We start from the raw sequence: 25,620 nt of genomic DNA on the forward strand, positions 1-25,620 counted from the left end.
TAACAAAAGCTTGAGAGTGAATGGGGACAGACCCTTGGCTGACACACCACAACACGACGACCTGCAGCAGCCATTCGATGTCATCGGACGGACCGAGACTGTCAGGCATGGTGCTGCACATTTCCGTACCCCCACCGAGTCCGCAGAGACGCCTCCCATCGATCCGGAGGGCAAGGGGGAAAAGCGCCATCGCACCGCCAAGGGGTGGGCCATCGCGCTCGGCATCATCGCCGCCCTCTATCTTGTGGGTGTTGCGGTATGGTCGAACATCTATCTGCCTGGAACCACCATAAACGGCCGCGACGTGTCCCTCAGGACGCCTGCCGCCGTCTCACAGGAGTACAACACCAGCAGCGCAGGCTATACCCTCACCGTCTCGGGGGATGGCGTTGCCATGAGCATCAAGAGGGCGGACATCAACCTCGTCTATAGCTATGACGATTCGCTCAAGGCGGCACTCGCCCAACGCTCCGCCTGGGCGTGGCCCGTGAGCATCTTTCAGCCCGAGGACCTCGAGGCAGACTACGCGCCCACCTTTGATGCGGACATGCTCAAGAGCGCCATCGCCTCGGCGGTGGCGGGCGTCAACGCCAATGCCACCCAGCCCAAGAGTGCAACGCTCGCCTATGATTCCGGCTCGCAGACCTACCAGATCCAGGCGGAGCAGTATGGGACCGCCGTTGACCCCGATGCCGTCTTCGCTGAGATCTCCTCTGCCCTGTCCGGCTATGCCGAGACGCTCGAGCTGGGTCAGGAGTCCCTTGTCAAGCCCGCCATCGTCTCGGGTGACGAGGTCCTCACGAATGCCCAGCAGACGGCGAACGGCATGCTCGCAGCCACCCAGACCCTCACCACCAACGGATCGACGGTCGATACCGTTGGCCCCGACCTCATCTCCCAGTGGATCGACTTTGCCAACGACATGACCCCCTCCCTCAATGACACCAAGGTTGCCAACTGGGCACAGAACGACTTCTCCAAGAAGGAGGACAGCGTGGGCGCAAGTCGTACGTACACCACCCCCTATGGCAAGCAGGTCTCGGTCAGCGGTGGCACCTATGGCTGGAACGTCAACGGCAACGAGCTGGCCTCGAGCATCTCCGCCAACATCAAGGCGGGCACGGCGGCATCGATAGACATCCCCTGGAAACAGACGGCGTCCACGGTCAACCCCGGCGGCGCCGACTGGGGCAAGCGCTATATCGACGTCGACCTCGCCGAGCAGCACGCCCGCATGTACGACGAGTCGGGCAGCCTCGTGTGGGAGACGGACATCGTCTCGGGCAACTCCACCAGGGGCCATGGGACCCCCGAGGGCGTCTACTTCATCAACAACAAGGCCATGAACCAGACGCTCATCGGCCTGGATGAGAATCACGATGGCGACCCGGATTACAAGACCCCCGTCACCTATTGGCTGCCCTTCGTGGACAACCTGGTGGCCTTCCACGACGCGTGGTGGCGCGGCAGGTTCGGCGGCTCCATCTATCAGTCCAACGGAAGCCACGGCTGCATCAACCTTCCCTCCGAGAAGGCCAAAGCCCTCTACGGCCTCGCGCAGGTGGGTGATGTCGTGGTGGTGCACAAGTAGCACGAGGGGCACGGGAAGGGTCCTGCGAGACAGCGCCTCGCAGGACCCTCTGACCGCATCCCGCCTGCACGCAGTTGCTAGAAGGGCATCCTTCCGCCTGACATGCCCCCGCCCATGCCGAGGTTGCGCATCATGGTGCGCATCTGACGCATGGACTGCTTGGAGGGCGAGCCCATCATCTGTCGCATCTTGCCCATCATCTTGTTCATCTCGCCCCACTGCTTGAGGAGCAGGTTGACCTCCTGCACGGTGCGACCGGAGCCCGCCGCAATGCGGCGACGGCGCTGGCCATTGATCAGCTTGGGCCTGAGGCGCTCCTCCGCCGTCATGGAGCGGATGATGGCCTCGATGCGGCCGAGCTGGGACTCGTCCATGGTGCCGCCGGCCTGGCGCATGATGCGATCGCCACCAGGCAGCATGCCGACCATCTTCTTGACGCCACCCATCTTGCGCACCTGCTGGAGCTGGGAGAGGTAGTCGTTCATGTCGAATCCCTCGCGCAGCATGCGCTCGGCGTCGGCGGCCTGCCTCTCGTCGGCCGCCATCTTCTGGGCCTGCTCGATGATGCCATAGACATCACCCATACCCAGGATGCGCTTGGCCATACGGTCGGGATGGAAGGGCTCCAGCGAGTCGGGCTTCTCGCCCATCGAGACGAACTTGATGGGCTTGCCGGTGACCTTGCGTACGGAAAGCGCGCCGCCACCCCGCGCGTCGCCGTCGAGCTTGGACATGACGACGCCGTCGAAGTCCACCCGCCTGGCGAACTCCGTGACCACGTTGACCACGTCCTGGCCGCCCATCGCATCCACGACCATGAGGATCTGATCGGGCTTGACCGCCTGCTTGATGTCGACGGCCTCCCGCATCATCTCCTCATCCACCTGAAGGCGGCCGGCCGTGTCCACGATCACGATGTCGTTGAGGTGATCGACGGCCTCCTGTATGGCGCCCTGCGCAACCTTGACGGCATCCGTGCCGTCGCCACGATAGACGGCAACGCCGATCTCGCCGCCAAGCGTGGCGAGCTGGTCGGCGGCGGCGGGACGATGCGTGTCGCAGGCGGCCAGAAGCGGGCTCCTTCCCTGCTTCTTGAGCAGGTAGGCAAGCTTGGCCGCCGCCGTCGTCTTGCCCGAGCCCTGCAGGCCCACGAGCATGATGACGTTGGGGATGCGGTTCTGGGCGAGGACGAGGCCGGAATCGCTCGTGCCGAGGAGCTCCGTCAGCTGGTCGAGCACGATGGCGACCACGTTCTGTGCCGGAGAGAGGGAGTCCAGGACCTCGGCGGTCATGCACCGCTCCTTGCAGGTGGCCACGAACGCCTTGACCACGCGGTAGTTGACGTCCGCCTCAAGCAGGGCCAGGCGGATCTCACGCATGGCATGGTTGATGTCGTCCTCCGTGAGGCGCCCCTTGCCCCTGAGGGAATCGAACGTCGCTTGGAGGCGGTCTGAGAGACTGTCGAACATGCGCTACTTCCCTTCGTCCACGCCCACGAGCGCACCGCAGAAGGCGCGCGCATCGAAGGACTGGAGGTCCTCCAGGCCCTCACCCACGCCAATGCGGTAGATGGGCAGGCCCATGTTGTGTGCGATGGCGACCACGATGCCCCCCTTGGCGGTACCGTCGAGCTTGGTCACGATGAGGCCATCCACATCGAGGGCCCCGTTGAACTCCTTGGCCTGAGCAAGGCCATTCTGCCCCGTATTGGCATCGATGACCAGCACCACCGAGACCGGCATGGTGGAGCGCCTGCGCGTGACGCCGACCACCTTGGCAAGCTCGCGCATGAGCTCGGGACTCGTATGCAGGCGCCCCGCCGTATCCACGAGCACGAGGTCCGCACCCTCGCGCTCCGCGCGCTCGCAGGCGTCATAGCACACGCTCGCGGGGTCGGCCCCGCGCTCACGGGTGACGACGGGCACGCCGGAGCGCTCCCCCCATACCTCGAGCTGCTCGATCGCCGCAGCGCGGAAGGTGTCCGCACCCCCGATGAGGCAGCGCTTGCCCTCGCCACGCGCGACATGGGCAAGCTTGCCCACCGTCGTCGTCTTGCCGGCACCATTGATGCCCACGAAGAGCACGCAGGAGGGCGTGTCCTCGAAGGGGTCCCGCTCGCAGGCGGGAAAGACCTGTGCCAGGCGCTGCGCCAGGGCGCGCTTGAGCTGTGGTGCCGTGCGCAGGCTCTCGCGGGCGGCCTGCTCGCGCAGGTCGTTGCCCACCTGGAAGGCAACCTCCGCGCCCATGTCACCCATCACCAGACGATCCTCGAGGTCCTCCCAGAAGTCCTCGTCGACCTCGCCACCCATATAGAAGATCTCCGAGAGCGCCTCGCGCGAGCGGGAGAGACCCGCCCGCAGCCTGTCACCAAGACCCATCAGGCATCAACCACCCTTCCCGTCGCGTGATCGAGCCGCTGGCTCACCACGTGGCTTACGCCATCCGCCTGCATGGACACACCATACAGGACATCGGCCTGCTCCATCGTGCGCCTCTGGTGGGAGATCACGACGAGCTGCGTCGTCTTCTTGAGCTCCTCGATGGCATCGAGGAGCTTGGAGAGGTTGGAGTCGTCGAGCGCCGCCTCCACCTCATCGAACACGTAGAACGGCACCGTACGTGTCCGATACACGGCAAAGAGCAGGGCAAGCGCCGTCAGCGACTTCTCGCCACCGCTCATGAGCGTCATCTTCTGGATCCGCTTGCCGCGTGGCTGCGCCTGGATCTCGATGCCCGTCTCGTCGAGGTGGTCGGGGTCAAGGAGCTCGAGACGGGCGGTACCACCGGGGAACAGGAGCGAGAATATCTCCGAGAAGTTGGCGTTGACCTTGTCGAACACCACCACGAACCGCCTGCGCATCTTGCGCTCGATGGCCGTGATGATCCTTTTGAGGGAGGCGCGGGCACGCTCGAGGTCCTCCACTTGCCCGCCGATGAAGTCGGCGCGTCGCCTGAGCCGGTCGTACTCGCTCATGGCCACCTCGTTGACGGGGCCGATGTCGGCGAGCTCCGCCTCCAGGCGCTCCACGTCGCGCACCATGGCGTCACGGTCATCGGGGGCGGGGAGCCCAAGGGCCTCCTCGAGGATGGCACCCGTGTCGGTGATCTTGGTGATGGCGTTCTCAACCTGCACCTCAAGGCGTCCCTTGGCCACCTTGACCTCGCTCGCCTGGCCACGCGCACGCTCCAGCTCCTGGGAGGCGGCATCGACCGCCGCACGGGCGTCGCCGATGGTCCTCTTGAGGGAATCGGAGTCCGCCTCGGCGAGCGACGCACGGTCCTTGAGGCGCGCCGCCCATGCCAGTGCCCGCTCGCGCACGCCCTCGTAGCGCCTATGCAGCGGATCGATGCGCAGGCGCAGCACGTCCAGGGGGCCGGCGGAGCTCACGGCCTCGTCGATGCGACGGTCGGCCTGCTCGAGCTGGCGTGCGAGCTCCTCCTCGCGCCGGACGAGGTGACTCCTGCGCTCCGACACGGTGGCCAGCTTGAGCTTGGCGTCCGAGAGCTTGGACTCGAGGGAACCCTCCTCCCGTGACGCCTCAGAGCGCTCGCGGGAGACACGCTCCAGCTCGTCCGACAACGCCTCCGCCCTGTGCGCCGCCTCGTCGGCCGCAGCCTTGCGCCCCGCAATGTCATGGCGGGCCTGCGCCATCCGCTCCCCTGCGGCAACGCGGCTGCCCTCCACCTGGGCACGCTCGGACGCCGCCTGGTCTATCTGGGCCCTCAGGCGCGTGACCTCGGACGTCGCCGAGGAGACCTCGCCCGTGAGGCGTGCCACCTCCCCCTGCGCCCCAGCGTGTGCGTCGCGCGCCTCGGAGAGCTCGCGCTCGCTGCGAGCAAGCTCCTCGCTGGCCGCCCTGAGCGCCGCCTCGAGCGCGGCCATGCCCTTGGTCATGCGGCGGATGCGACGCTTCCGCTCAAGCATGCCCTGCTCAACGCCGCTTGCGAAGCCCACGCTCGTACGGCCGTCCGGCCACACCACCACGCCATCGCGGGTGGCGTAGGTGGCCTGAGGCTCACGGGCATGTGCCGCAAGGGCCTCGCCCACAGTGCCCACCAGGCGCACCCCCGCGAAGAGCGAGGAGACGAGGCTGTCATCGCCCTCACGGGCGCCCAGGAGCCCCACGAGCGACTCCCCCGCACCCTTGGACCCAGCCGCCCCCATAACCTCCTGGGAGACGACGGTCGCACGGCCGCGCTCGTGTGAGGACAGCGCGGCGTGAACGAGCGCATGGACGCCCTTCGCAGTGGGAGACACGAGCGCGCCCACATCGGAGCCAAGAAGCGCCTCGACGGTGGCATCCAGCCCCTCTGGTACGTCGATCAGGTCCGCGACGCGTGCCGAGACCAGCTCGGGGCTATCCTTGGCGAGGCGCGCCGCCAGCCTGTTGGCACCCTCTGCCTGCTCGTCCATGGCCTTGAGGGCCGAGAGCGTCGCCCGGGCACGCGCGAGCGACTCGCGTGCCGCATCCTGCCGTGCGCGACATCCCGTCAGCTTCCCCTGCAGGCGTCGTATGCCCTCGTGCGCACGTTCCGCTGACGTCCGTGCGACCTCAAGCTCGCGCCCCAGGCGCTCGCGATCGGCCGCGCGGGCCTCGAGCGCCTCTCGGGTCGTGCGCTCGCCGTCCTCTATCTGGGCGAGACGGCTCTCGAACATGCGGTCCTCGACCTCGGCATTGGAGATCTGGTCCTGGAGCTTGGCATAGGCCAGGGTCTCCTGGTCGGCCGTGCGCTGCAGCCTACGCTGCTCGTCCGTCAGGCGCGAGAGGTGGCCCCCCAGCGTACGGCGGCGCTCCGTTGCCGCACGGACCTTGGGCTCCAGCTCCTCGACCTGTCGGCGCAGCTCCCCGTCCTCGCCCTTGGCCTCCTCAAGCTCCGTACCCACGCGTTCGTGCTCCTGCCGTGTGGCGCGACGCGTGCGCTCCATGTTGGAGAGGCTCATCCTGAGGTCCGAGAGGCGGGAGAGCATGTTCTTGCCCTTCTCCTCCAAGAGGCGCATGTCCGAGTCCATGCGGCCCAGCTGGTCGGAGAGGCGACGGCGCTGCTCGCCGAGATCCCCCACGAAGATGCCCTTCTCCTCGAGGAGGGCCTGATACCTGTTGAGGTCCGCCGTCCTCTCGTCCAGGCGGAACTGCGCGAGCTCTATGGCGGCGTCGGCCTCGCGTGCGCGCTCCTCCAGCACGCCGTAGTGCTCCTGGAGGCGACGCAGGTCGTCCACCGCAAGGATGCGTGCGAGCCGATCGAGCTCGTCGGAGACGGCACGCTGGCGCTTGGCCTTGTCCACCTGGCGCTCCAGGGGCCTCAGCTGGCGGTGTATCTCACGCTCGATGTCCTTGGCGCGCAGGAGGTTGTCATGCATGGCCTTGAGCTTGCGCTCGGAGCGCTCCTTGCGGCGGCGGTGCTTGGAGATGCCGGCCGCCTCCTCGATGAGCTCCCGGCGCTCCTCGGGGCGGCTGGCCAGGATGGAGTCGAGCTTGCCCTGGCTGATGATGGAGTGGGTGTCCTTGCCGAGACCGGAGTCGTGCAGGATGTCCGTGATGTCACGCAGGCGGCTCGGCGAGCCGTTGATGAGGTACTCGGACTCGCCCGAGCGATACATCCTGCGCGTGATGGCGATCTCGGCGAAGTCGATGGGAATGATGTGGTCGGCGTTGTCGAGCGTGAGCGTGACCTCGGCGAGGGCGACGGCAGAGCGGCCCGAGGAGCCCGAGAAGATGACGTCCTCCATGGCCTGTCCGCGCAGCATCTTGGCGCTCTGCTCCCCCAGGACCCACAGGATAGCATCGGAGATGTTGGACTTGCCCGAGCCGTTGGGGCCCACCACCACGTTGAGGCCGGAATCGAATGACATGACCGTACGATCGGCAAACGACTTGAAGCCCTTGAGCGTCAGCGACTTGAGATACAACGCATCCCCCGCATCCTAGCCCGAGACGCGTCCGCGTCAGCGTCCGTGGCTGCCAAGGGCCCCTCGGCAGCGAGGCGCTCGAGCGCGTCGCACGCGGCCTCGGTTTCGGCCTCCTTCTTGGAGGACCCGGAGCCCCTGCCCATGCGCCTCCCACCCACGAGCACCACGGACGTGAACGTGGGGCTGTGCGCCGGACCCTCCTCACCCACCAGGCGATACTCGGGAGCGCAGTGGGCGTCGCGCTGCGTGACCTCCTGCAGGCGCGACTTGGGCGAGACGGGGCGCCTGGCCAGCGTGGGGGTGATGCGCGCTGCGAGCGTGCGCATGACGAACCTGTGCGCCGCCTCATAGCCCCCGTCGAGGTAGAGCGCCCCCACGATGGACTCGTAGACGTTCTCGAGCGCGGAGTGCATCCCACGGGCACCCGTGCCCCGCTCCGACTCGCCCAGGATGATGTGCTCGCCGATGCCGAGGTCCTGGGCGGCCTCGCTCAGGGTCTTGCCCGACACGAGCGAGATCTTGAGGCGCGTGAGCTCGCCCTCGTCCATGGTGGGGAAGCGCTCGAACACCTCGGTGGCGATGATGGCCCCGAGGATGGAGTCGCCGAGGAACTCGAGGCGCTCGTAGGAGGCCGAGACGGACCGGCCTTCCACGGCGGAGGGGTGGGTGAGGGCGTGCTCCAGGAGCTCGCGATTGGAGAACGTATGGCCCACGATCTTCTCTACGGCCGTGATGTGCGCGGCTATCTTCATGTATGCCCTACCCCTGTGAACGCTCGATAGCCACGACCGCATCCCCGATGGTGGCGATGCCTGTGAGGTCCCCGTTGCCCAGCCGTGTGCCAAACTCCTCCTCGAAGGTGGTCACCAGCTCAAGCAGGTCGAAGGAGTCGGCGCCCAGCTCCTTGAACTCGGTCGCGGTCGTAAGCTCCGAGCGATCGCACTCCAGCTCGTCTGCCACCAGGTCGAGCACCCTGTCGAGCAGCTCCTCATGGGACATGCACACCATCTCCCATCTCGTCCTCCAGGACAAATCCCATCCCTCTGATTGTAGCAATTGACGCGTTACGGCTCCGCCTGCACCTCGGCGGCGAGACGCTCCACGAGCTTGGCGGCGCAGGCCCTCTGGGCGGCCAGGACGCCGTTCTTGACGGCCTCGGGGGACGTGGCGCCATGGCCAATGAGCACGGGCGCCTTGAGGCCCAACAGCATGGCCCCACCATACTGGTCACCCGAGAGCTTGGAGACGAGCCCCTTGAGGCCGGGCTTGAGCAGCCAGGCGCCTGTGGCGTAGCGCGGGGAGGATGCGGCGATCTCCCTGAGCTGGCTCACGATGAACTTGGCACAGCCCTCCACGGACTTGAGGGCGATGTTGCCCGAGAAGCCGTCCGTCACGATGACGTCAAAGCGGCCGGCAAGCAGGTCCGTGCCCTCGCAGTTGCCAACGAACCAGCCGGCGTCGCCGGAAGCGGCGGCGAGCGCCTCGTGCTCGGCAAGGGCGGCCTGGGAGCCCTTGGTCTCCTCTGCACCATTGGAGAGCAGGGCAACCGTGGGGTCGCCCACACCCAAAACGGTGCGCGCATAGGCACGTCCCATATGGGCAAACTGCACCATCATGTCCGGGCGCACGTCAGCGTTGGCGCCCATGTCCAGAAACACGGTGCTCCTGCCCATGATGCCCGGCACGGCCGTGGCGATGCACGCACGCTTGACGCCCTTGGTGCGACCGACACCCAGACTGGCCGCAGCAAAGATGGCACCCGTCGAGCCAGCGGAGAAGAAGCCGTCCGCCTCGCCCGTGCGCACGGCCGCCAGGCCCCGCACGATGCTGGAGTCCCTCTTGGAGCGCACGGCGTTGGTGGGATGCTCGTCCATGGCGATGACCTCGGTGCTCACCAGCGCACGGGTTCGCTCGTGGTGGGCGCAGAAGGGTACGACCACGTCCTCGTCGCCCACCACCAGAACGCTCAGATCGTCGCTTTCGGCAAGGGCGGCCTCGATGCCGGCGAGCACCACCTCGGGCCTCTCGTCGCCGCCCATGGCATCGACACAAATGCAACTCATGCGGATCATCCCCACCCTTCTGGCTCGAGCCCGGGTCGTCCAAACACAAAGGGAGACCGACCCCCAACGGAGCCGGTCCCCCAGGCCTCATGCGCTGTTGGGGCTACTCGGTGACAACGACCTCACGATCCTTGTAATAGCCGCAGCTGGGACACACATGGTGCGGAAGCTTGGGTGCTCCGCACCGGGGGCACACGGAGCGTGCCGATGCGGCGAGCGTGCCGTTGGCGGAGCGGCGCGTGTGCGTGGCGCCGCGGCCCTTCTTCTGCTTGGGAACTGCCATCTTGTACCTCTCTTACCCTCATGCACGCCCCTGCGGATACGGGCGATCATTCCATCAAACACACAGGCGATAACTATACCACGCGTCCTGGGTCGGGCCATCGAGACCCCAATCTTCACGCAAATACACGAGAAGGGAACACGTACGGGCGGCAGGCACTACGTATCCTCCCCCTCCAGCCTGAGGTCCCTGAGCGCCGCAAAGGGGCTCGATTCCATCCGCTCCCGTTCGCGCCGTGCCTCCACCTGGGCAGCGTGGCTACAATCGGTGTGGTTGAGGTTGGCTCCACAGATGGGACACAGCCCCTTGCAGCCCTCATGACACAGCACCACAAAGGGCGTCTCCATGAGGATGGCGGAGGCGAGGGCATCCGTGAGGTCGATGGTATGGTCATCCCCCACCAGGGAGAAGTCCACCTCATCCTCGTCATCGCCCAGTTCGACACCATCATCGGGCGCCTTGAAGAGATAGTACTCATCCACCTCGCCCGCGATGTCGAATGACGCCTCGTCCAGGCAGCGGTCACAGGTGCTCAGCACATGGGCGCACACGATGCCCGTCGCCAGGATGCCATCGCCCGCATTGGTGAGCATGAGGTCGAAGTCGAATCCGTCGGGAAGCGAGAACTCCTTCTCACCCAACACATAGGCGTGCTCGTCACCGTGCCCCTTAAGGGGCACACAGCCACCTGCGTCGGCGAGACGGTCATCTATGATCGTGAGAACCTGCCGCACGCCTGCTACCAGGGGACGTTGTTGGAATCGTTGCGGGAGCCAGCGTTCTCGTCGAGCGTCTGGCGCACGCGCGTGACGGAGTTGGTGAGCGACTTGAGATTGTCCTCCAGGTGAGCGAGCACGGTGTCGGCATATTCCTCCGCGTTATAGCGGGTGTCACGCTCATACTGCTGAGCCTGGTCGCGCACGTCATCCGCCTTCTGCTGGGCGAGGCGCACGACCTCCTGATCGCCGGCGAGAATCATGGCCTGCTGCTGGGCGTCGGCAATGATGGAGTCTGCCTGCTGCTGGGCACGCTCGAGGGTCTCGCCCTCCTCCTTGACGATGCGACGGGCATCGGCGAACTCCTGGGGGAAGCGACTGCGCACCTCATCGAGGATCTCATAGATCTCCTGGGCATCGACGATCCGCTTCTGGCCACCGCCGGTCAGGGGGGTCTTGCCTTCACTCACGACCTGTTCGAGCTCATCGAGCAAGCTCTCGATTTCCTCACCCGGCTGCATGCAGGGCTCCTTTCGTCTTCCAAAGACCCAAGAGTCGTGCCACGCGGCACGGCGGTGCTCATTTCACTGCATTTTAGCAGAATAGCGTTGAGAGCCCCTCTCCCACCAAGAGCACCCAAAAAGCGCAACTGGATACCTTCCTGACTCGATTTGGCCTTTCCATCATCTTCCTTGACGTACTATATGCGTGTTGCAACAAAGGGCCATCGGATAGCAAGGTTCCCAACACGAAGGGACTGCCATGAGTCGCGTACGCAAGAAGGAAGACCTCTTCTACTCCCTGCTCGAGGACCTCTGCGCCGAGCTCGACCGATCCGGCAAGGCATACCTTGACATATTCGAATCCTACCCCGATGGCGTCGAGAGGATCCGTGCCATGAAGGACATCGAGACCGAGTGTGACGACAAGGTGCACAACCTGCTCACCAGGCTCTATGAGTCATTCATCACCCCGTTCGACCGCGAGGACATCAACGAGCTCGCGCTCAAGATGGATGACGTGGTGGACGGCATGGAGAACATCTCCCGCCGCCTCGAGATCTTCCACGTCGGGTCCATGCGCCCTGAGGCCGTCGAGCTCGCACGCCTCACCGACCAGGGCACCACAGAGCTCCGAAAGATGTTCGCGCACCTCTCCAACTTCAAGAGGGATCCCGTCGTGATGGAGCAGACCCACAGGATTCACGAGATCGAGGACCAGGCTGACGATGTCTACCACGATGCCATCGCCCGCCTGTACAACGAGAATGACGCCCCCGCCACCCACCTGCTCAAGTGGAACACCATATTCAACCACATGGAGGACACCATAGACGCCATCAAGCTCGTGTCCACCATCGTGAGCGATGTGGTGCTGAAAAATGCCTAACGCACTGCTTATCGGTGTCGTGCTGACGGCGCTCGTCTTCGAGTTCATCAACGGCTTCCACGACACGGCCAATGCCATCGCGACCACCGTCTACACCAGGGCCCTCACGCCCCGCGTCGCCATCCTCGCGAGCGCCGCCATGAACTTCCTGGGCGCCCTCACGCACGAGGGTGTGGCCATGACGATCGCACATGGCCTGGTGAACGTGAGCCTCGACCTCTCGGTCATTCTTGCCGCACTCATCGGCGCCATCATGTGGGATCTCCTCACCTGGTGGCTCTCCATCCCCTCAAGCTCGAGCCATGCCCTCATCGGCTCGCTCATCGGCGCGACCATCATCTACACGGGCACCACGGAGCACGTGATGTGGGACGGCGTCCTCGAGAAGGTCGTCATCCCCCTCTTCACCTCGCCCCTTATCGGTCTGGTGCTGGGATTTTTCCTCATGAAGGTCGTCTTCGAGCTCTTCGCCAACTGGACCTGCCACCATACGACCACGCTCTTCCACCAGCTGCAGATCGTCTCGAGCCTGTTCATGGCCTTCAGCCATGGTTCCAACGACGCCCAGAAGACGATGGGCATCATCACGATGGCGCTCATCGGCGTGGGCATGCTGCCCGGGGGAGCCGGTGTGCCCCTGTGGGCAAAGGTGTTCTGCGCGACTACGATGGCCCTGGGCACAGCCATCGGTGGGCGGCGCATCATGAAGACCGTGGGCAGCGGCGTCACCAGGCTGGAGCCCGTCATGGGCTTTGTCTCTCAGACGTCGAGCGCCATCGCCATCCAGGTCATGACGGCGCTGGCCGCGCCTGTCTCCACCACGCAGGTGGTGACCACGGCCGTCATGGGCTCGGGTGCGGCGAAGGGCTTCAAGAAGGTCCACTGGGGCCTCGCCAAGAGCATCGTACGGGCGTGGTTCGTGACGCTTCCCGCCACCATGCTGCTCGGCGCCGCGGTGGCATTCATCGTCCTGCATGCCTAGGACAGACACGATGGATGGGCCCACCACGTTCGTCCATCCTAGGCCCTGCACTATCTGCCATAGTGTGCCATGAGCGTCTCGCGGACGCAGTCCGTGACGAGGAAGGACACGTCGCCACCCATGGACGCCAGCTCGCGCACGATGGAGGACGAGACATACCCATATCTCGGGTTGCTCATCACGAAGATGGACTCGATGTCGGGCGCCAGGTGATAGTTGAGGTCGGCCTGCTGAAGCTCGTACTCGAAGTCGGTCATGGCGCGCAGGCCCTTGACCACGCCGCCCACATCGAGCGTGCGGCACAGGTCCACGAGCAGGCCACCAAAGGGAATCACCTGGATGCCGCTCTCGATGCCCACCTCGCGCACGGAGCGACGCACGAGCCCCACCCGCTCGTCGAGCGAGAAGGCCGTACCCGTGCCATGCTTGGCGACCGATTCCGCAACGGCAACCGTCACCTTGGGAAACATGCGCCTCGAGCGCGCGATGACATCGAGGTGCCCCAGCGTCACGGGATCAAACGTGCCCGGAACCACCACATGACCGATCAGTTCCTCACTCATGCGCTTCCTTCCTGTGAAACAGCGTGACGGCGGTGATGCCATGCGTCCGTTCCCTCAGCACCGAGAACCCCGGCAGACTGAGGCCCGGGCGCGTGCCCTCGTGCTCATAGGCCACGAGGGCACGCCCCGTGAGTGCGCCCGCCTGCACGAGATCCCCCACGAGCCGCGAGACCACATCCGCATCCACGGCATAGGGCGGATCGAGCACCACAAGCGCAAAGGGACCGCCCTCGATGGGCCCCGACGCCAGTCGTGTGACGTCCGCACAGACGATCGTGGCAACGTCGAGCGCACCGAGGGAGCGCGCGTTCGAGCGCACGACGTTGGCCGCCCTGCGATCGCGCTCCACAAAGGTGCAGCGTGCGGCCCCGCGCGAGAGCAGCTCGAGGCCTACGGCGCCCGAGCCCGCAAAGGCGTCCAGGACTCGCAGGCCCGAGAGGTCGAGTCCACAGGCCGAGAGTACCATGGAGGCGAGCGACTCGCGCATGCGCTCCGTGGTGGGGCGCGTATGCCTGCCCTCGGGGGCCGCGATGGCCCGACCACGCCATGCGCCCCCCACGATGCGCATCCTGATCACGTCCGCTCGACCTCCTCGAAGTAGGCGCCAAAGCGATCCTGCACCTCAAGGGAGAGGGCCACATGCTCGTCCTCGCGCAGGGTGGGGTCATGCTCCACGATGGCGGCGGCATCCTCGTGTGCCCAGGCGATGAGGTCGCCATCCTCGGCAAGGTCGGCGATGCGCAGCGAGACGCCGCCACTTTGGCGGTACCCCAGCACCTCCCCCTCGTGACGGATCTTGAGGTCGAGCTCCGCAAGCTCGAAGCCATCGCTCGTCGCCTCGAGTGCCGCAAGGCGCCTGCGGGCGGGCGTGTCCCGCCTGGCTGCACAGGAGAGGAACACCCGCCCCGCCTGATCCCCCCTGCCCACGCGGCCGCGCAGCTGGTGCAGGGTGGCCAGGCCAAAGCGATCGGCGTCGAACACGAGCATGACGGTGGCATTGGGCACGTCCACACCCACTTCGACGACGGTCGTGCAGACCAGCACGTCTATCGCCCCCGCACGGAAGTCGCACATGATGGCGTCCTTGTCCGCAGCGGGGAGCCGTCCGTGCAGCAGCCCCACGCACAGGCCCGCAAGCGTACGTCTCAGCTGCCGCTGGGTGGCAACGGCGGAGTGAAGGGTGCGTGCATGGGAGAGCGACGCATCGGGGACGTCGTCGAGCCCCGTTCCGTCATCGTCGTCATCGACGAGGGGGCAGATCACATAGGCCTGTCTTCCCTGCTCGTGCGCCTCGCGGATGGCGCCGTAGGCAAGGTCGAGGTTCTCGGGGGCAATGCAGGTGGTGCTCACGCCTGCGCCGGGGTTGGGTCGGTGCACGATGCGCGAGCAGCTCATGTCGCCATAGAACGTGAGGGCCATCGTGCGCGGGATGGGCGTGGCCGTCATGGCCAAAAGGTCCGCGCCAGCGCCCTTGTGCCTGAGGGCCGCTCGCTGGTCAACGCCAAAGCGATGCTGCTCGTCGATGACGACGAGGCTCAGGCGCGCAAACGCGAGCGCATCCGAGAGGATCGCCGTGGTGCCGAAGACGACGCTCGTCCTCCCGGCGGCGATGTCCACCTCGATCCGCGCCCGCTTCCCCTCGGGCGTCGAGCCCGTCACGAGTGCCCAGGTGACGCCTGCCGCATCCAGCAGGGGGCCGAGACGTTCGGCATACTGTGCCGCCAGCACCGAGGTGGGAGCCATCATGGCAGCTTGGGAGCCGGTGTCGGCCGCTGCGGCGAGCGCCACGGCGGCCACGGCCGTCTTGCCCGTGCCTACGTCCCCCAAAAGGAGCCGGTTCATGGGGTGGGGAGCCGCCATGTCCGCCAGGATCTCGTCTTCCGCCTGGCGCTGCTCGTCCGTGAGCGCGAAGGGCAGGGCGGCGCGCAACGCCCGCACATGAGCGCCATCCGTCACATGGCTCGTCGGCGTGATGCCACGCTGCTCCAGACTCTGGCGCGTCATGAGCGCCAGCTGCAGGCAGACGAGCTCATCATAGGCGAGGCGACGGCGGGCCTCGTCCTTAAGGGCCATGGTCCTGGGAAAATGCACCTCGCGCAGGGCGCGTGCGAGCGTCATGAGGCGGCGGCGCGCCACAAGGCGCGCGGGCAGGACATCGCACACGTCTGCGTGCTCGGCGACGGCCGCCGAGACGATACGTCGCATCCACGCGGCGCTCACGCCCTCGGTCGTAGGATGCACCGGGAGGATGCGCGCATAGGAGGAGGAATCGTCCTTCCCACCCAGACACTCCATGAACGGCGCCCTCATCTCCTTGAAGCCATAGGAGAACGTAACCTTGCCCGAGAGCGCAAGGAGGTCCCCCCGCTTAAGCTGGTCGGCAATCCACGGCTGACGGAAGAAGGTCACCTGCATGACCCCCGTCTGGTCAAGCACGAAGACCTCCACGACCTGCATGCGGGGCCGCGGACGCTTGAGCTTGACCCGATCGACCGTGGCGATGATGGTTGCCTTTGATCCCACGTCGGCATGGGCGATGTCCACGACGCTGGAGAAGTCCAGGTAGCGATGGGGCACGTTGAGCAGCACGTCGCGCACGCGCGTGAGCCCCATGCGCCCAAGCGCCTCCGCGCGCGTGCCGCGCACGTAGCGGAGCATCGACGAGCTCTGTGCAAGCGAGGTCGTCCGATGCAGGCGCTCGGCGACCTCGGATATGGTTGGCCCCTGCCTCACGGGACGTGCCCACAGACCTACTCGATCGAGAAGACCACCGGGTACAGCGGTTGCTCGCCACGGTGGGAGTCGATCTCGAGGTCGGGCTGCGCCTGCTCGATGGCGGCCAACAGAACGGAGAAGGCCTCGTCGCCCATGTCGGCGCCCGCGAGGATGGTGAGGGTGTCACCCTCCTCGTCATCCTGCATGCGATTGATGAGGTCGAGCGTCACCTGCTGCACGTCGGAGCCGACGACCTGGATGGCACCACCCTCGATGCCCATGACATCACCGACGTGGATGGGACTGCCGTCGACCGCCGAGGAATCACGCACGGCCGTGGTCACCTCGCCATCGCGTACCTCCTTGATGGCCTCGCCCATGGCCTCGATGTTGTCCTCCAGGCTCGCCTCCACGTCCGCCGCAAACATGGCGGCAAAGCCCTGGGGCACCGTCTTGGTGGGAACCACACCCACCCGAACGTCATCACATGCGGAGACGGCGGCCTCTGCCGCCATGCGGATGTTGCCGTTGTCAGGCAACACGATGACGGACCTGGCATGTGCCCTGTGAACGGCGTCCACGATGTCCGCCGTGGAGGGGTTCATGGTCTGGCCACCGGAGACGATGACGTCGACACCCAGCGACGTGAGGATGTCCGCCTCGCCGGAACCAGCGGCGACGGCCACGAAGCCCAGCTCCTTCTGGGGCCCATCGGATGCCTTGTCCTCGCGGATGGACTCCGTGCGCTCCTGCGCCTCGATGTCCATGTTGTGCACGAACACGTTGTAGACCTGGCCATGGTGCAGCATGTGGCGCAGCACGCGGTCGGGGCGGTTGGTGTGCACGTGGCACTTGTAATCGGGATTGGTGCCCACCAAGAGCTCGCAGTCGCCCATGGTCGTGAAGAACTTGAGGCAAGCCTCCTCGTCAAACTGGGGGCTGTCCGCACGGAAGAGGAACTCGGTGCAGTAGCGGTACTCCGAACCCTCCCAATCGTCATTGATCTCTATGTCCACCACATCGGCCACATGCGCCTTGGCGCCACCCGCCTCTACGGTGGTCTTGAAGTCGGTGAGCTCGCCGGACTTGCCCTCGAAGGCGTTCACGAAGGCCTCGATGAAGACCGCCAGGCCATAGGCGCCGGAGTCCACCACGCCATTCTCCTTGAGGACGGGCAGCAGGTCGGGCGTGCGTGCGACGGACTCGTAGGCCTCCGTCACGATGGCGTCGAGCGCCTCGGCGGGCGTCGCCTTGGCCTTCTCCATCTGATCGGCACGGGCGGAGACATCCTTGAGCACGGTGAGGATGGTACCCTCGACCGGCTTGCGCACGGCCTTGAAGGCGACCTTCACCCCCGTGCGCAGCGCAGCGGCGATGTCCGCCGCCGTCGCATCGGGACCCTTTGCGCCTACGAGCCCCTCGGCGATGCCCCGCAGGATCTGGCTCGTGATGACGCCGGAGTTGCCACGCGCCCCCATGAGCGACCCATGCGTGATGGCCTTGGCCACAGCGGCCATGGATGCGCCCTCGGGAAGGGACTGAATCTCCTTCACCACGGTGCCCAGCGTGAGTGACATGTTGGTGCCCGTGTCGCCATCGGGCACGGGAAAGACGTTGAGCTTGTTGATCTCGTCTGCCTTATCGGCCACGACCTGCGCCGCCGCGGGGAAGCACGCGCGAATGGAGTTAGCAATCATGATGGGTGAGATCCTCGGTTCCTTGGGGTGGTGTTGCTCGGACAAGGGACGCTCTGTGCCCCTGCAGAGCCCGTCGGCTAGCTAACGGAACGCATGCCCTCGATATGGACACGCACATCGACATCCGTGAGCTCGGCAATTCGTGCAAGCACAAACTGCACCGCGCTCACGAGGTTATCCGCCACGGAGGTTATGTTGACGCCAGAGACCACGATGACATGCAGGTCGACCACGACCCTGCCCTCCTGCGTGGAGACGTCGATGCCCTTGCGCAGGCGATAGGTGGGAAGCAGGCGATAGGCGCCCTCCACCTGATCCCCCAACGCCATGCCCACGACGCCATAGCATTCAAGGGCGGCGAACCCCACGAGATCGGCAATGACGTCGTTGGATACCTTGAGGCTTCCGGGAATGTCCTGAGCCATACAGTTCTCCTCTCGCCGGGCTGACAGCGTGCTCAGCCGGTACATACGCCATGTATCATAGCCCACCAATGTGCAGGGCACGGCGAGAAGAGGTCGACTTTGCCCCTCTCGGACGCCCCGCAGGCCACGCCGCCCGCCGTCCTACCTACAAAACCAACACACCAACTCGCGTTGCGCATTCGAGGATCCCCCTGGCTGTGCTATAGTTGCGCAGCTTTGGAAATTGCGGGCGCCCCGCGCGTCGCCCTTTGGAGGTCGTAACATGTCGAAGGTCTGTGATATCTGCGGCAAGCACGCCGTTGCCGGTCGTTCCGTGAGTCACTCCCACCGCACCGTCAACCGTACGTTCAAGCCTAACATCCAGCGCGTCACCGTGTATGAGAACGGTCGCGTCGTCAAGAGGAACGTCTGCGCCCGCTGCCTCAAGAAGGGCACCGTCGCCCGCAGCGCCCAGCAGGCGTAGGCGTCTTCCCCCATAGCTCGATCGGGGGAGCCTTCGGGCTCCCCTTTTGGTGGGTCTGGCGGACCTCATCAGCTCGCAGGGACGCGAACCGGGGGAGAGCCTGCGGGTTCCATGAGCGTCCACGGCTCTCCCGCATCCGTATGCCGCTATGCGAGCAGGAACACCGCCAACGTGCCCGCGTGGCACACGACCTCGGCCGCAGCGGAGGTCACGACGTTCGAGACGCCCTCATCGCCCAAAGGCGGCAGCTCCCGCTGGTCAAGCTCCCACTTGAGCCCCCGCTCCGAGAGCATGCTGTCCGGTTCCAGGGCAATGGCAGAGAGCGTCCTGCCCCGCGCAGTCGCATCCAGCCGCCAGCGGTCGCATCCCCCCGCACGCAGCACGCGGCACTCGAAGCCATCCTCCACAAGCCTCACGGACGCATGTCTCTCGCGCGCCAGGCAGGCAAGCTGCCCCAGCACGGCCAGGGCGTGGTCGGGCCGACCCCCCGAGGCACAGGTGAGCGTGAGCATGAGCGCCGTACCCCGTCGTGCGGCCTCGTGACGTGCGCAGTCCAGGGACAGGGCGAGGTCGGTCGCGTACTTGTCCCTGGGAAACTCGATGATGCGCCGTGCGGCGTTCCGCGCCCACGCACCCGTCTCGGGCGCCACGGAGTCGGCATCGCCACAGAACGCATCGGGCGTCCCCCCCGCCGCCCGCAGCGTCTGCGCGCCGCGATCGACGGCGATGACGTAGTCGCTCTCCCCCGCCAGGCGCCGCACGAGCTCGGGGCTGCTGGGCTGGGGTGACCCATCCACCACCAGCACACGCGTGACGCCCCTTGGCCTGGCAGCGGGCCTCTCGTAGTCCTCGAGCAGCGACAGTGACAGCTCGCCATACCCATGCACGAGGATGTCCGCAGGGGCGGACGATGCCACCAGGCTGCGGGTGCCGCCGTCGTCGAAGACGCAGACCGTGGGAAGGCCCGCCGCATGGGCGGACGCAAGGCCAACCGGCGAGTCCTCAAAGACCCAACTCGCTCCCAGGGGCGTCCCCAGGCGACGGCAGGCCTCGAGGTAGATGTCCGGCTCCTCCTTGCCCACCCCCACCTCATCGGCACTGATGACGAACTCAAAGAGGTCATCGATGCCCTGGGCCACAAGGGCGGCCGTCACCTCAGGGACGCTTGTGGCGGATGCGACGCAGAGCCTCACGCCCGCCGCCTCGAGCTCCCGCAGGAAGCGCTCGCACTCCGGATACAGGTGTACGGAGGTGCGGTAGGCATCGCGCACGCAGGCGAGCAGCCTCTCCTGCATCACCTCGGCGGAATCGGGCGCCCCGTACACGTCGTGGAAGTGACGGCACATGATCTCCACTGGCTCGGGCTCCGTCCTGTCAAAGACGGCCTCCTCGTCGGGGACGCCCTCCTGCCGCAGCAGTTCGACGGTGACGTCATGCCACACGTCCATGGAGTCGACGATGGTCCCGTCCAGATCGAATATCGCACCCTCTATGCGCACGGCAGTACCACCTTGACCTCGTCATCTCTCGGACGCCGAATATGATAGCAGCATGGTGGGCGCCATCGACCACCCACCCACGAGGCACAACGGGTACAGTGGCTACGGAACAGGCGGATGCGACAGGCAAGGGAGACTGGTTCGATGGCTCTGTACGACTACCGGTGCACGACGTGCGGCAAGCGGTTCGAGGTCGAGAGGCCCATGGGCATACATCCCACGGCGACCTGTCCCGACTGCGGGAACGAGGCCGAGCTCACGATCGTGCCCTCCGACATCGTGCTCTCGGGCCCTGGCTTCTACAACACCGACCAGAAGAGCAAGTGACAGGCTGCGCGCAGCCGCACCGGCAGAGCCTCGGCAAGGCACGGCCACGATCGCATCCCCGGGAGCCCGAGGACGTCGGGCCGAGTCCCCGACGGCGTTGCGCCGGACATGACCGCTCGCCAGCCCATCGTTCCCTTTCACGGGAAATCCTCTGCCCCACCCTACCGCTCGCGCCGAGCCACAGGACGGTCGCAGGCATCTTTATGGGGGCATAACGAATCAATATTTGTGGGATCGATCGACCAGGCTGATAGTCATAGGCAATCGGGCGGCACACGGCAGCCGCCTCCCTCGGAAAGGGGTGCATATGACTGGTACGGCAGGCAGATGGTCGACGGGCACGGGACGCACGGGCCTCATCAAGGGCATCGTGTGCGTCGCCCTTGGTCTCATCCTCTTCTTCCTCCCCGTTCCCGCTGGGGTCGACCCGCGTGGCATGCACATGCTCGGCATCTTCATCGGGACGATACTGGCGCTCATCCTGCAGCCGTTGCCCACGTCCGCCGTCGCGATCATAGGACTCGCGCTGGCTATGGCGACCGGATCGATGAGCACCAAGGAGGCCTTCTCCGGTCTCGGCAGCGGGTCGGTGTGGCTCATCGTCGCCGCATACTTCATCGCCCAGGGCTTCGTCAAGACGGGACTGGGTCGGCGCATCGCGATCTGGTTCCTCTCCAAGCTCGGGGGATCGTCACTGGGCACGGCCTATGGCCTGGCCGTCACCGACCTCATCCTCTCGCCCGCCATGCCCTCGAACACGGCACGCCTGGGGGGTGTGCTCTTCCCCATCATCACCTCCATCGGCAAGCTGCAGGACTCCACACCCGAGGGCGGCGATGCGTCGCGCAAGCGCATCGGTGCCTATCTGTGCGCGACCGCCAACAACGTCAACGCCGTGACCTCCGCGATGTTCCTCACGGCCATGGCCGGCGGCCCCATCTGCATGGGCCTGGCGGCCGAGCAGGGCATCACGCTGGACTGGGTCACCTGGGCGCTCGGCGGGATCGTCCCCGGCCTCGTCGCCCTTGCCCTCCTCCCCCGCGTCGTGCACGCGATCTTCCCGCCCACCCTCAAGGACACACCCGAGGCACGGCAGAACGCCATCCAGGAGCAGAGGAGCATGGGCAGGATGAGTGTCCAGGAGCGCATCATGGGAATGACCTTCCTGGCTATGCTCGTGCTCTGGTGCCTGGGCTCCACGCTCGACATGGCTGCCGTCACCGTCGCGTTCCTCGGGGTCTCAATCCTGCTCGTGACCCACGTCATCGACTGGAAGGACATGGCCGCCAACAAGTCCGCCTGGCAGACGCTGATCTTCTTCGGCATCCTGATTGGGATGGCATCGCAGCTCAACACGCTCGGCGTCATCAGTTGGATCGGTGGCTTTCTGGCAGGCGGCATCGAGGGGATGTCGTGGCCCGTCGTTCTCGTCCTGCTCACCATCTTCTACTTCGTGCTCCACTACCTGTTCGCATCCGAGCTCTCCCAGATCAGCGCCCTCTACACGCTCTTCCTGACCGTGGCCATCGCGGCGGGCGTCCCTTCCCTGCTGGCCGCCCTCATGCTCGGTGCCGCCTCGGCGCTCATGGGTGCGATGACCCACTACGCCTCCGGACCCGCGGCGCTCATCTTTGGCGCAGGCTACCTCACCACCCCCGAGTACTTCAGGATCGGCGCCGTCTGCGGCGTGGTCATGCTTGCGACATGGCTCACCGTGGGTCTCGGCTGGTGGCATATCATTGGCCTCTGGTAACCGTCCCGACGGGAGGGCGCTGCCCAAGCACCACGACGTTCGGCTCTCGGCTGCAACACCTAGGGGATAGGAGCATGTCATGACCAAGCAAGGCTTTGCGGTACTCGACGATTCGCTGCTCAACAAGGGATGCGCCTTCACGCCCGATGAGCGTGAGGAGCTTGGCCTCACGGGGCTTCTGCCCGCGGCCGTGCTGACCATCGACCAGCAGGAGGCCATGGTGTACGAGCGCTTCCTCGCGCAGCCCACCGACCTCGCACGGCGCATGTACCTCATGAGCGTCCGCGACGACAACGCCCGTCTGTTCTTCTACAGCATGTCCAAGCACCTCACCGAGTACATGCCCATCGTCTATGCGCCCACGGTGGCACAGTCCATCGAGGGCTACAGCGACCACTACTTCGGCTCGAAGGTCGCCTACATCTCCATCGACCATCCCGAGGAGATCGAGCGGTCCCTGAGGGCCTTCGCAGGGGAGCGCACCGACATCCGCCTGGTGGTCGCCACCGATGCCGAGGGCATCCTGGGCATCGGCGACTGGGGTGCCAACGGTGCGGAGATTCTGACGGGGAAGCTCGCCGTCTACACAGCGGCCGCCTCCATAGACCCGGCCCAGATCCTGCCCGTCATGGTGGACGTGGGCACCAACCGCAGGGAGCTGCTCGATGACCCACGCTACATGGGCAACCGGTTCGAGCGCGTGCGGGGACGGCGCTACGACGACTTCATCCAGCGGTTCGTGGACGTCTCCCTCGGGCTCTACCCCGATGCCCTCATGCACTGGGAAGACTTCGGCCGCCCCTGCGCGGCACCCATCCTCGAGCGGTACCGCGACAAGATCCTGACCATCAACGACGACATCCAGGGGACGGGCGTCACGGTGCTCGGCGCGCTCATCGCCGCGACGAAGGTGGCCGCGCGGGAGCTTGCCGACACCAAGGTCGTCACCTTCGGCGCGGGCACCGCCGGCATCGGCATCGACGACCAGATCGTCGATGGGCTCGTGCATCTCGGTGGCCTGAGCCTCGAGGAGGCCCGCAGCCGCATCTACCTGGTCGACCGCCAGGGACTCATCCTCAAGGGCATGGACGGCCTCACCGACGGCCAGCGGCTCTATGCGCACGGGGCGTCCGAGTTCCCGCAGGGGCTGGACACCCATGACCTCGCCGCCATCGTGGACGCCATAGCGCCCACCGCGCTCATCGGAACCTCCACGGTCCACGGCGCCTTCACCGAACAGGTCTGCAAGAACATGGCGGCGCAGTGTGACCGTCCCCTCATCGCGCCCATCTCCAACCCCACCAAGCTCGCCGAGGCGACCGCCAAGGACGTCGTCACCTGGACCGCGGGCAGGGCCCTCGTCGTGACGGGCACGCCCTCGGCATCCTTCGAGTACGGTGGGCAGACCTACCACATCGGCCAGGGCAACAACGCCCTCATGTATCCCGGGCTCTGCCTGGGTGCCCTGATTCCCCGGTCCAGGATCGTGAGCGACGGCATGCTCCTCGCCGGCGCGTCGGCCCTCGCCGACATGGTCGACCTCGACACCCCTGGCGCGGCAATACTGCCTTCCATGGCCGAGCTTCCCAAGATCACGCGCACCGTCGCACGCGCCGTCGCACTCGAGTCCATCGAGGAGGGACTCAACCGCATCGAGGTGGCTGACGTCGACCAGGCCATTGCTGACGCCGCCTGGGACCCAAGATACTAGCCCCGGACAGCCTCGAGCCACCCACGTCACCCGTCCTATGCCCCATGCCGCCACGTGGAAGCGTGACGGCATGCCTCTCGAGGCATCACGGACGACCCGCAGGGCATCTCGCGACCATGGGCGGCACGACATGATGACCGATGGGCGAACGTGCGGTGCATCCCCCCGATTCATGAACACTCATTAAGTGACGAGGGTCTACCGTTGGGCCATGCAGGCAGGGAGCTGGTGAGAAGCCATGCCGGAAATCGACAACCTGCACGACATCGAGATCTTCTTGGAGGCAGTGCGCACGGGGAGCTTCACCGAGGCGGCACGGGCCTTTGGTATCTCTCAACCGACCATCTCGCACGCCGTCAAGCGCCTGGAGCGGACGCTGGGCACCGTGCTCTTCGAACGGCAGTCGTTTGGGACAGGCGGCATCAGGCTGACAAGGTCGGGCCACATCTTCGAGGCGCATGCGGAGAGGATCGTGGAGGAGCTCCGCAAGGCCCGCAGAACGATCGATGACCTGGAGGGGCGTCGCACCATCTATCTAGGCATACCGCCCATTCTCCTGTCTCGCTTCTACAAGGGTGCCATCGTCACGCTGCAGAGGACCTACCACAAGAACAAGTTCGTCGTGCAGTCCCTTGGCTCCTCCCGCACGCTGCACGAGATCTCGCGTCACGCGCTCGATGCCGGCGTCGTGGCCTGCACCGGCTCGTTTCCCACGATTCCCAACGTCAGGGCCCGCAAGGTGGGTTCGTTTCCCTTCTGATTCGTGACGCCAGCGGGACACCCATTCCTCACCGGCAGGCCGATAGAGCCCGCGGCCCTCGAGTGGTTGCCCCAGTTTCCCCTGGTCACCTTCACCAGTGACTACCTCCAGCGCACGACGCTCGAACGCCTCTTCGACGCGTATGGGCGCGACATCAGAATCGTCGCCGAGATAGACCAGCTGCCGCTGCTCAAGGCACTTGTCGCCGCCGAAGTGGGCATCGGCTTCATGTCCACCGTCTCGCTGGGCGACAACGACCACGAGGTGACCATGACACCCATCGTGGGAACGGGCGCCCCCTCCTTCAACGTCTACGCCTTCCAGGACCTGACGCGCCCCTACTACCGCGACGACGCATGCATCAACGCCATCAGGGAGTTGCTGAGGGAACCGTTACCCAGGGTGGAGTAGCGCGGACAGTCGTGCGGCACGGTACGGATACCCGACGTTACAGGGGCTCGGGGCTAGGCTGTGCGCACGAGCAGGGAAAGGTAGTGCGCGTCGGGGCCTCCACGCCGCTGGGCAAGGCAGAGCGAGCCTTCGGTGGAGGCGGCGTCCTCGTCCACCACGGTGTCGAGACGGGGCAGGGGCGCCCTCTCGAAGCCCCTGCCGGCAGCGCTTGCGAGGAAATGCCTCCGTCCCCAGGGAAGGGGACGCACACAGCAGATCGCACATACGCGCCGCATGGCGCCGCTGCTCTGTCAGGAGCCCGAGGGCGACCCGCGAGGCGCATCGAGCACCCGTCCTCGCGCCACCCTCCCTGTGCGGGCCTGCC

Annotated in this window: 25 protein-coding genes; 9 read left to right on the forward strand and 16 right to left on the reverse strand. The window is 65.9% G+C overall.

The window, feature by feature from the left end; genetic code table 11:
• Positions 1 to 34: 34 nt before the first annotated feature.
• Complete coding sequence (locus HMPREF1316_RS04665; RefSeq protein WP_021725835.1) at positions 35 to 1,591, forward strand: L,D-transpeptidase family protein; 1,557 nt, start codon at positions 35 to 37, stop codon at positions 1,589 to 1,591.
• Positions 1,592 to 1,668: 77 nt separating this feature from the next.
• Here HMPREF1316_RS04665 and ffh read toward each other — a convergent pair whose 3' ends face one another.
• The 9 genes from ffh to HMPREF1316_RS04710 all read right to left on the reverse strand — a co-directional run bounded on the left by ffh (position 1,669) and on the right by HMPREF1316_RS04710 (position 11,082).
• A complete protein-coding gene (gene ffh / locus HMPREF1316_RS04670) occupies positions 1,669 to 3,060 on the reverse strand; it encodes a signal recognition particle protein (protein ID WP_021725896.1) in 1,392 nt (463 codons plus the stop codon).
• A gap of 3 nt (positions 3,061 to 3,063) precedes the next feature.
• Positions 3,064 to 3,969 carry a signal recognition particle-docking protein FtsY gene (gene ftsY, locus HMPREF1316_RS04675; RefSeq protein WP_021725804.1) on the reverse strand — a complete coding sequence of 302 codons (906 nt, stop codon included), beginning with the start codon at positions 3,967 to 3,969 and terminating at the stop codon, positions 3,064 to 3,066.
• Complete coding sequence (gene smc, locus HMPREF1316_RS04680; protein WP_021725767.1) at positions 3,969 to 7,499, reverse strand: chromosome segregation protein SMC; 3,531 nt, start codon at positions 7,497 to 7,499, stop codon at positions 3,969 to 3,971. Before smc ends, ftsY begins: the two co-directional genes overlap by 1 nt.
• A complete protein-coding gene (gene rnc, locus HMPREF1316_RS04685; protein ID WP_021725888.1) occupies positions 7,481 to 8,251 on the reverse strand; it encodes a ribonuclease III in 771 nt (256 codons plus the stop codon). Before rnc ends, smc begins: the two co-directional genes overlap by 19 nt.
• 7 nt (positions 8,252 to 8,258) lie before the next feature.
• A complete protein-coding gene (locus HMPREF1316_RS04690; RefSeq protein WP_040651471.1) occupies positions 8,259 to 8,498 on the reverse strand; it encodes an acyl carrier protein in 240 nt (79 codons plus the stop codon).
• A gap of 65 nt (positions 8,499 to 8,563) precedes the next feature.
• A complete protein-coding gene (plsX, locus tag HMPREF1316_RS04695) occupies positions 8,564 to 9,562 on the reverse strand; it encodes a phosphate acyltransferase PlsX (RefSeq protein WP_040651473.1) in 999 nt (332 codons plus the stop codon).
• Between the two features lie 103 nt (positions 9,563 to 9,665).
• Positions 9,666 to 9,845 carry a 50S ribosomal protein L32 gene (gene rpmF / locus HMPREF1316_RS04700; protein ID WP_021725761.1) on the reverse strand — a complete coding sequence of 60 codons (180 nt, stop codon included), beginning with the start codon at positions 9,843 to 9,845 and terminating at the stop codon, positions 9,666 to 9,668.
• Positions 9,846 to 10,003: 158 nt separating this feature from the next.
• Complete coding sequence (locus tag HMPREF1316_RS04705; RefSeq protein ID WP_021725840.1) at positions 10,004 to 10,579, reverse strand: YceD family protein; 576 nt, start codon at positions 10,577 to 10,579, stop codon at positions 10,004 to 10,006.
• A gap of 5 nt (positions 10,580 to 10,584) precedes the next feature.
• Positions 10,585 to 11,082, reverse strand: a complete 498-nt coding sequence (locus HMPREF1316_RS04710) for a hypothetical protein (RefSeq protein ID WP_021725781.1) — start codon at positions 11,080 to 11,082, stop codon at positions 10,585 to 10,587.
• Between the two features lie 241 nt (positions 11,083 to 11,323).
• On the opposite strand from HMPREF1316_RS04710, the gene HMPREF1316_RS04715 reads away from it, so the two are divergent.
• Positions 11,324 to 11,950 (forward strand): DUF47 domain-containing protein, encoded by a 627-nt coding sequence (locus tag HMPREF1316_RS04715; protein WP_021725843.1) that lies wholly within the window; start codon positions 11,324 to 11,326, stop codon positions 11,948 to 11,950.
• Entirely contained in the window at positions 11,943 to 12,932 is a 990-nt protein-coding gene (locus HMPREF1316_RS04720) for an inorganic phosphate transporter (protein WP_021725795.1), read from the forward strand. Before HMPREF1316_RS04715 ends, HMPREF1316_RS04720 begins: the two co-directional genes overlap by 8 nt.
• 50 nt (positions 12,933 to 12,982) lie before the next feature.
• Here HMPREF1316_RS04720 and coaD read toward each other — a convergent pair whose 3' ends face one another.
• The 5 genes from coaD to HMPREF1316_RS04745 all read right to left on the reverse strand — a co-directional run bounded on the left by coaD (position 12,983) and on the right by HMPREF1316_RS04745 (position 18,332).
• The gene (coaD, locus tag HMPREF1316_RS04725; protein WP_021725825.1) at positions 12,983 to 13,495 is read right to left on the reverse strand and encodes a pantetheine-phosphate adenylyltransferase; all 513 of its coding nucleotides are present in this window, start codon (positions 13,493 to 13,495) and stop codon (positions 12,983 to 12,985) included.
• Positions 13,488 to 14,063, reverse strand: coding sequence for a 16S rRNA (guanine(966)-N(2))-methyltransferase RsmD (gene rsmD / locus HMPREF1316_RS04730; RefSeq protein WP_040651475.1), 576 nt, complete (start codon positions 14,061 to 14,063; stop codon positions 13,488 to 13,490). The genes coaD and rsmD overlap by 8 nt, the downstream gene beginning before the upstream one ends.
• A gap of 5 nt (positions 14,064 to 14,068) precedes the next feature.
• The gene (gene recG, locus HMPREF1316_RS04735; protein WP_021725816.1) at positions 14,069 to 16,228 is read right to left on the reverse strand and encodes an ATP-dependent DNA helicase RecG; all 2,160 of its coding nucleotides are present in this window, start codon (positions 16,226 to 16,228) and stop codon (positions 14,069 to 14,071) included.
• A gap of 17 nt (positions 16,229 to 16,245) precedes the next feature.
• A complete protein-coding gene (locus tag HMPREF1316_RS04740; RefSeq protein WP_021725868.1) occupies positions 16,246 to 17,907 on the reverse strand; it encodes a DAK2 domain-containing protein in 1,662 nt (553 codons plus the stop codon).
• Between the two features lie 77 nt (positions 17,908 to 17,984).
• Positions 17,985 to 18,332, reverse strand: a complete 348-nt coding sequence (locus HMPREF1316_RS04745; protein ID WP_021725837.1) for an Asp23/Gls24 family envelope stress response protein — start codon at positions 18,330 to 18,332, stop codon at positions 17,985 to 17,987.
• Positions 18,333 to 18,594: 262 nt separating this feature from the next.
• Here HMPREF1316_RS04745 and rpmB point away from each other — a divergent pair, with 262 nt between their 5' ends.
• Positions 18,595 to 18,795, forward strand: coding sequence for a 50S ribosomal protein L28 (gene rpmB, locus HMPREF1316_RS04750; protein ID WP_021725919.1), 201 nt, complete (start codon positions 18,595 to 18,597; stop codon positions 18,793 to 18,795).
• 146 nt (positions 18,796 to 18,941) lie between these two features.
• Here the strand turns inward: rpmB and HMPREF1316_RS04755 are convergent, their stop codons facing one another.
• Complete coding sequence (locus HMPREF1316_RS04755) at positions 18,942 to 20,294, reverse strand: thiamine diphosphokinase (protein WP_021725863.1); 1,353 nt, start codon at positions 20,292 to 20,294, stop codon at positions 18,942 to 18,944.
• 144 nt (positions 20,295 to 20,438) lie between these two features.
• Here HMPREF1316_RS04755 and HMPREF1316_RS04760 point away from each other — a divergent pair, with 144 nt between their 5' ends.
• The 5 genes from HMPREF1316_RS04760 to HMPREF1316_RS04780 all read left to right on the forward strand — a co-directional run bounded on the left by HMPREF1316_RS04760 (position 20,439) and on the right by HMPREF1316_RS04780 (position 25,256).
• Positions 20,439 to 20,621 (forward strand): FmdB family zinc ribbon protein, encoded by a 183-nt coding sequence (locus tag HMPREF1316_RS04760; protein ID WP_021725897.1) that lies wholly within the window; start codon positions 20,439 to 20,441, stop codon positions 20,619 to 20,621.
• Positions 20,622 to 20,928: 307 nt separating this feature from the next.
• Positions 20,929 to 22,374, forward strand: a complete 1,446-nt coding sequence (locus HMPREF1316_RS04765) for a DASS family sodium-coupled anion symporter (RefSeq protein WP_021725794.1) — start codon at positions 20,929 to 20,931, stop codon at positions 22,372 to 22,374.
• 79 nt (positions 22,375 to 22,453) lie between these two features.
• On the forward strand, positions 22,454 to 24,085 hold the full coding sequence (locus tag HMPREF1316_RS04770) for an NAD-dependent malic enzyme (RefSeq protein ID WP_021725889.1): 1,632 nt from the start codon (positions 22,454 to 22,456) through the stop codon (positions 24,083 to 24,085).
• Between the two features lie 238 nt (positions 24,086 to 24,323).
• On the forward strand, positions 24,324 to 24,845 hold the full coding sequence (locus tag HMPREF1316_RS04775; protein ID WP_021725883.1) for a LysR family transcriptional regulator: 522 nt from the start codon (positions 24,324 to 24,326) through the stop codon (positions 24,843 to 24,845).
• A 3-nt stretch (positions 24,846 to 24,848) separates the two neighbouring features.
• Positions 24,849 to 25,256, forward strand: a complete 408-nt coding sequence (locus HMPREF1316_RS04780) for a LysR family transcriptional regulator substrate-binding protein (protein ID WP_021725869.1) — start codon at positions 24,849 to 24,851, stop codon at positions 25,254 to 25,256.
• Positions 25,257 to 25,309: 53 nt separating this feature from the next.
• Here HMPREF1316_RS04780 and HMPREF1316_RS04785 read toward each other — a convergent pair whose 3' ends face one another.
• Positions 25,310 to 25,531 carry a hypothetical protein gene (locus tag HMPREF1316_RS04785; protein WP_021725773.1) on the reverse strand — a complete coding sequence of 74 codons (222 nt, stop codon included), beginning with the start codon at positions 25,529 to 25,531 and terminating at the stop codon, positions 25,310 to 25,312.
• Positions 25,532 to 25,620: the final 89 nt, after the last annotated feature.

It is taken from the genome of Olsenella profusa F0195, assembly GCF_000468755.1.
GTDB classification, from domain to species: domain Bacteria; phylum Actinomycetota; class Coriobacteriia; order Coriobacteriales; family Atopobiaceae; genus Olsenella_F; species Olsenella_F profusa.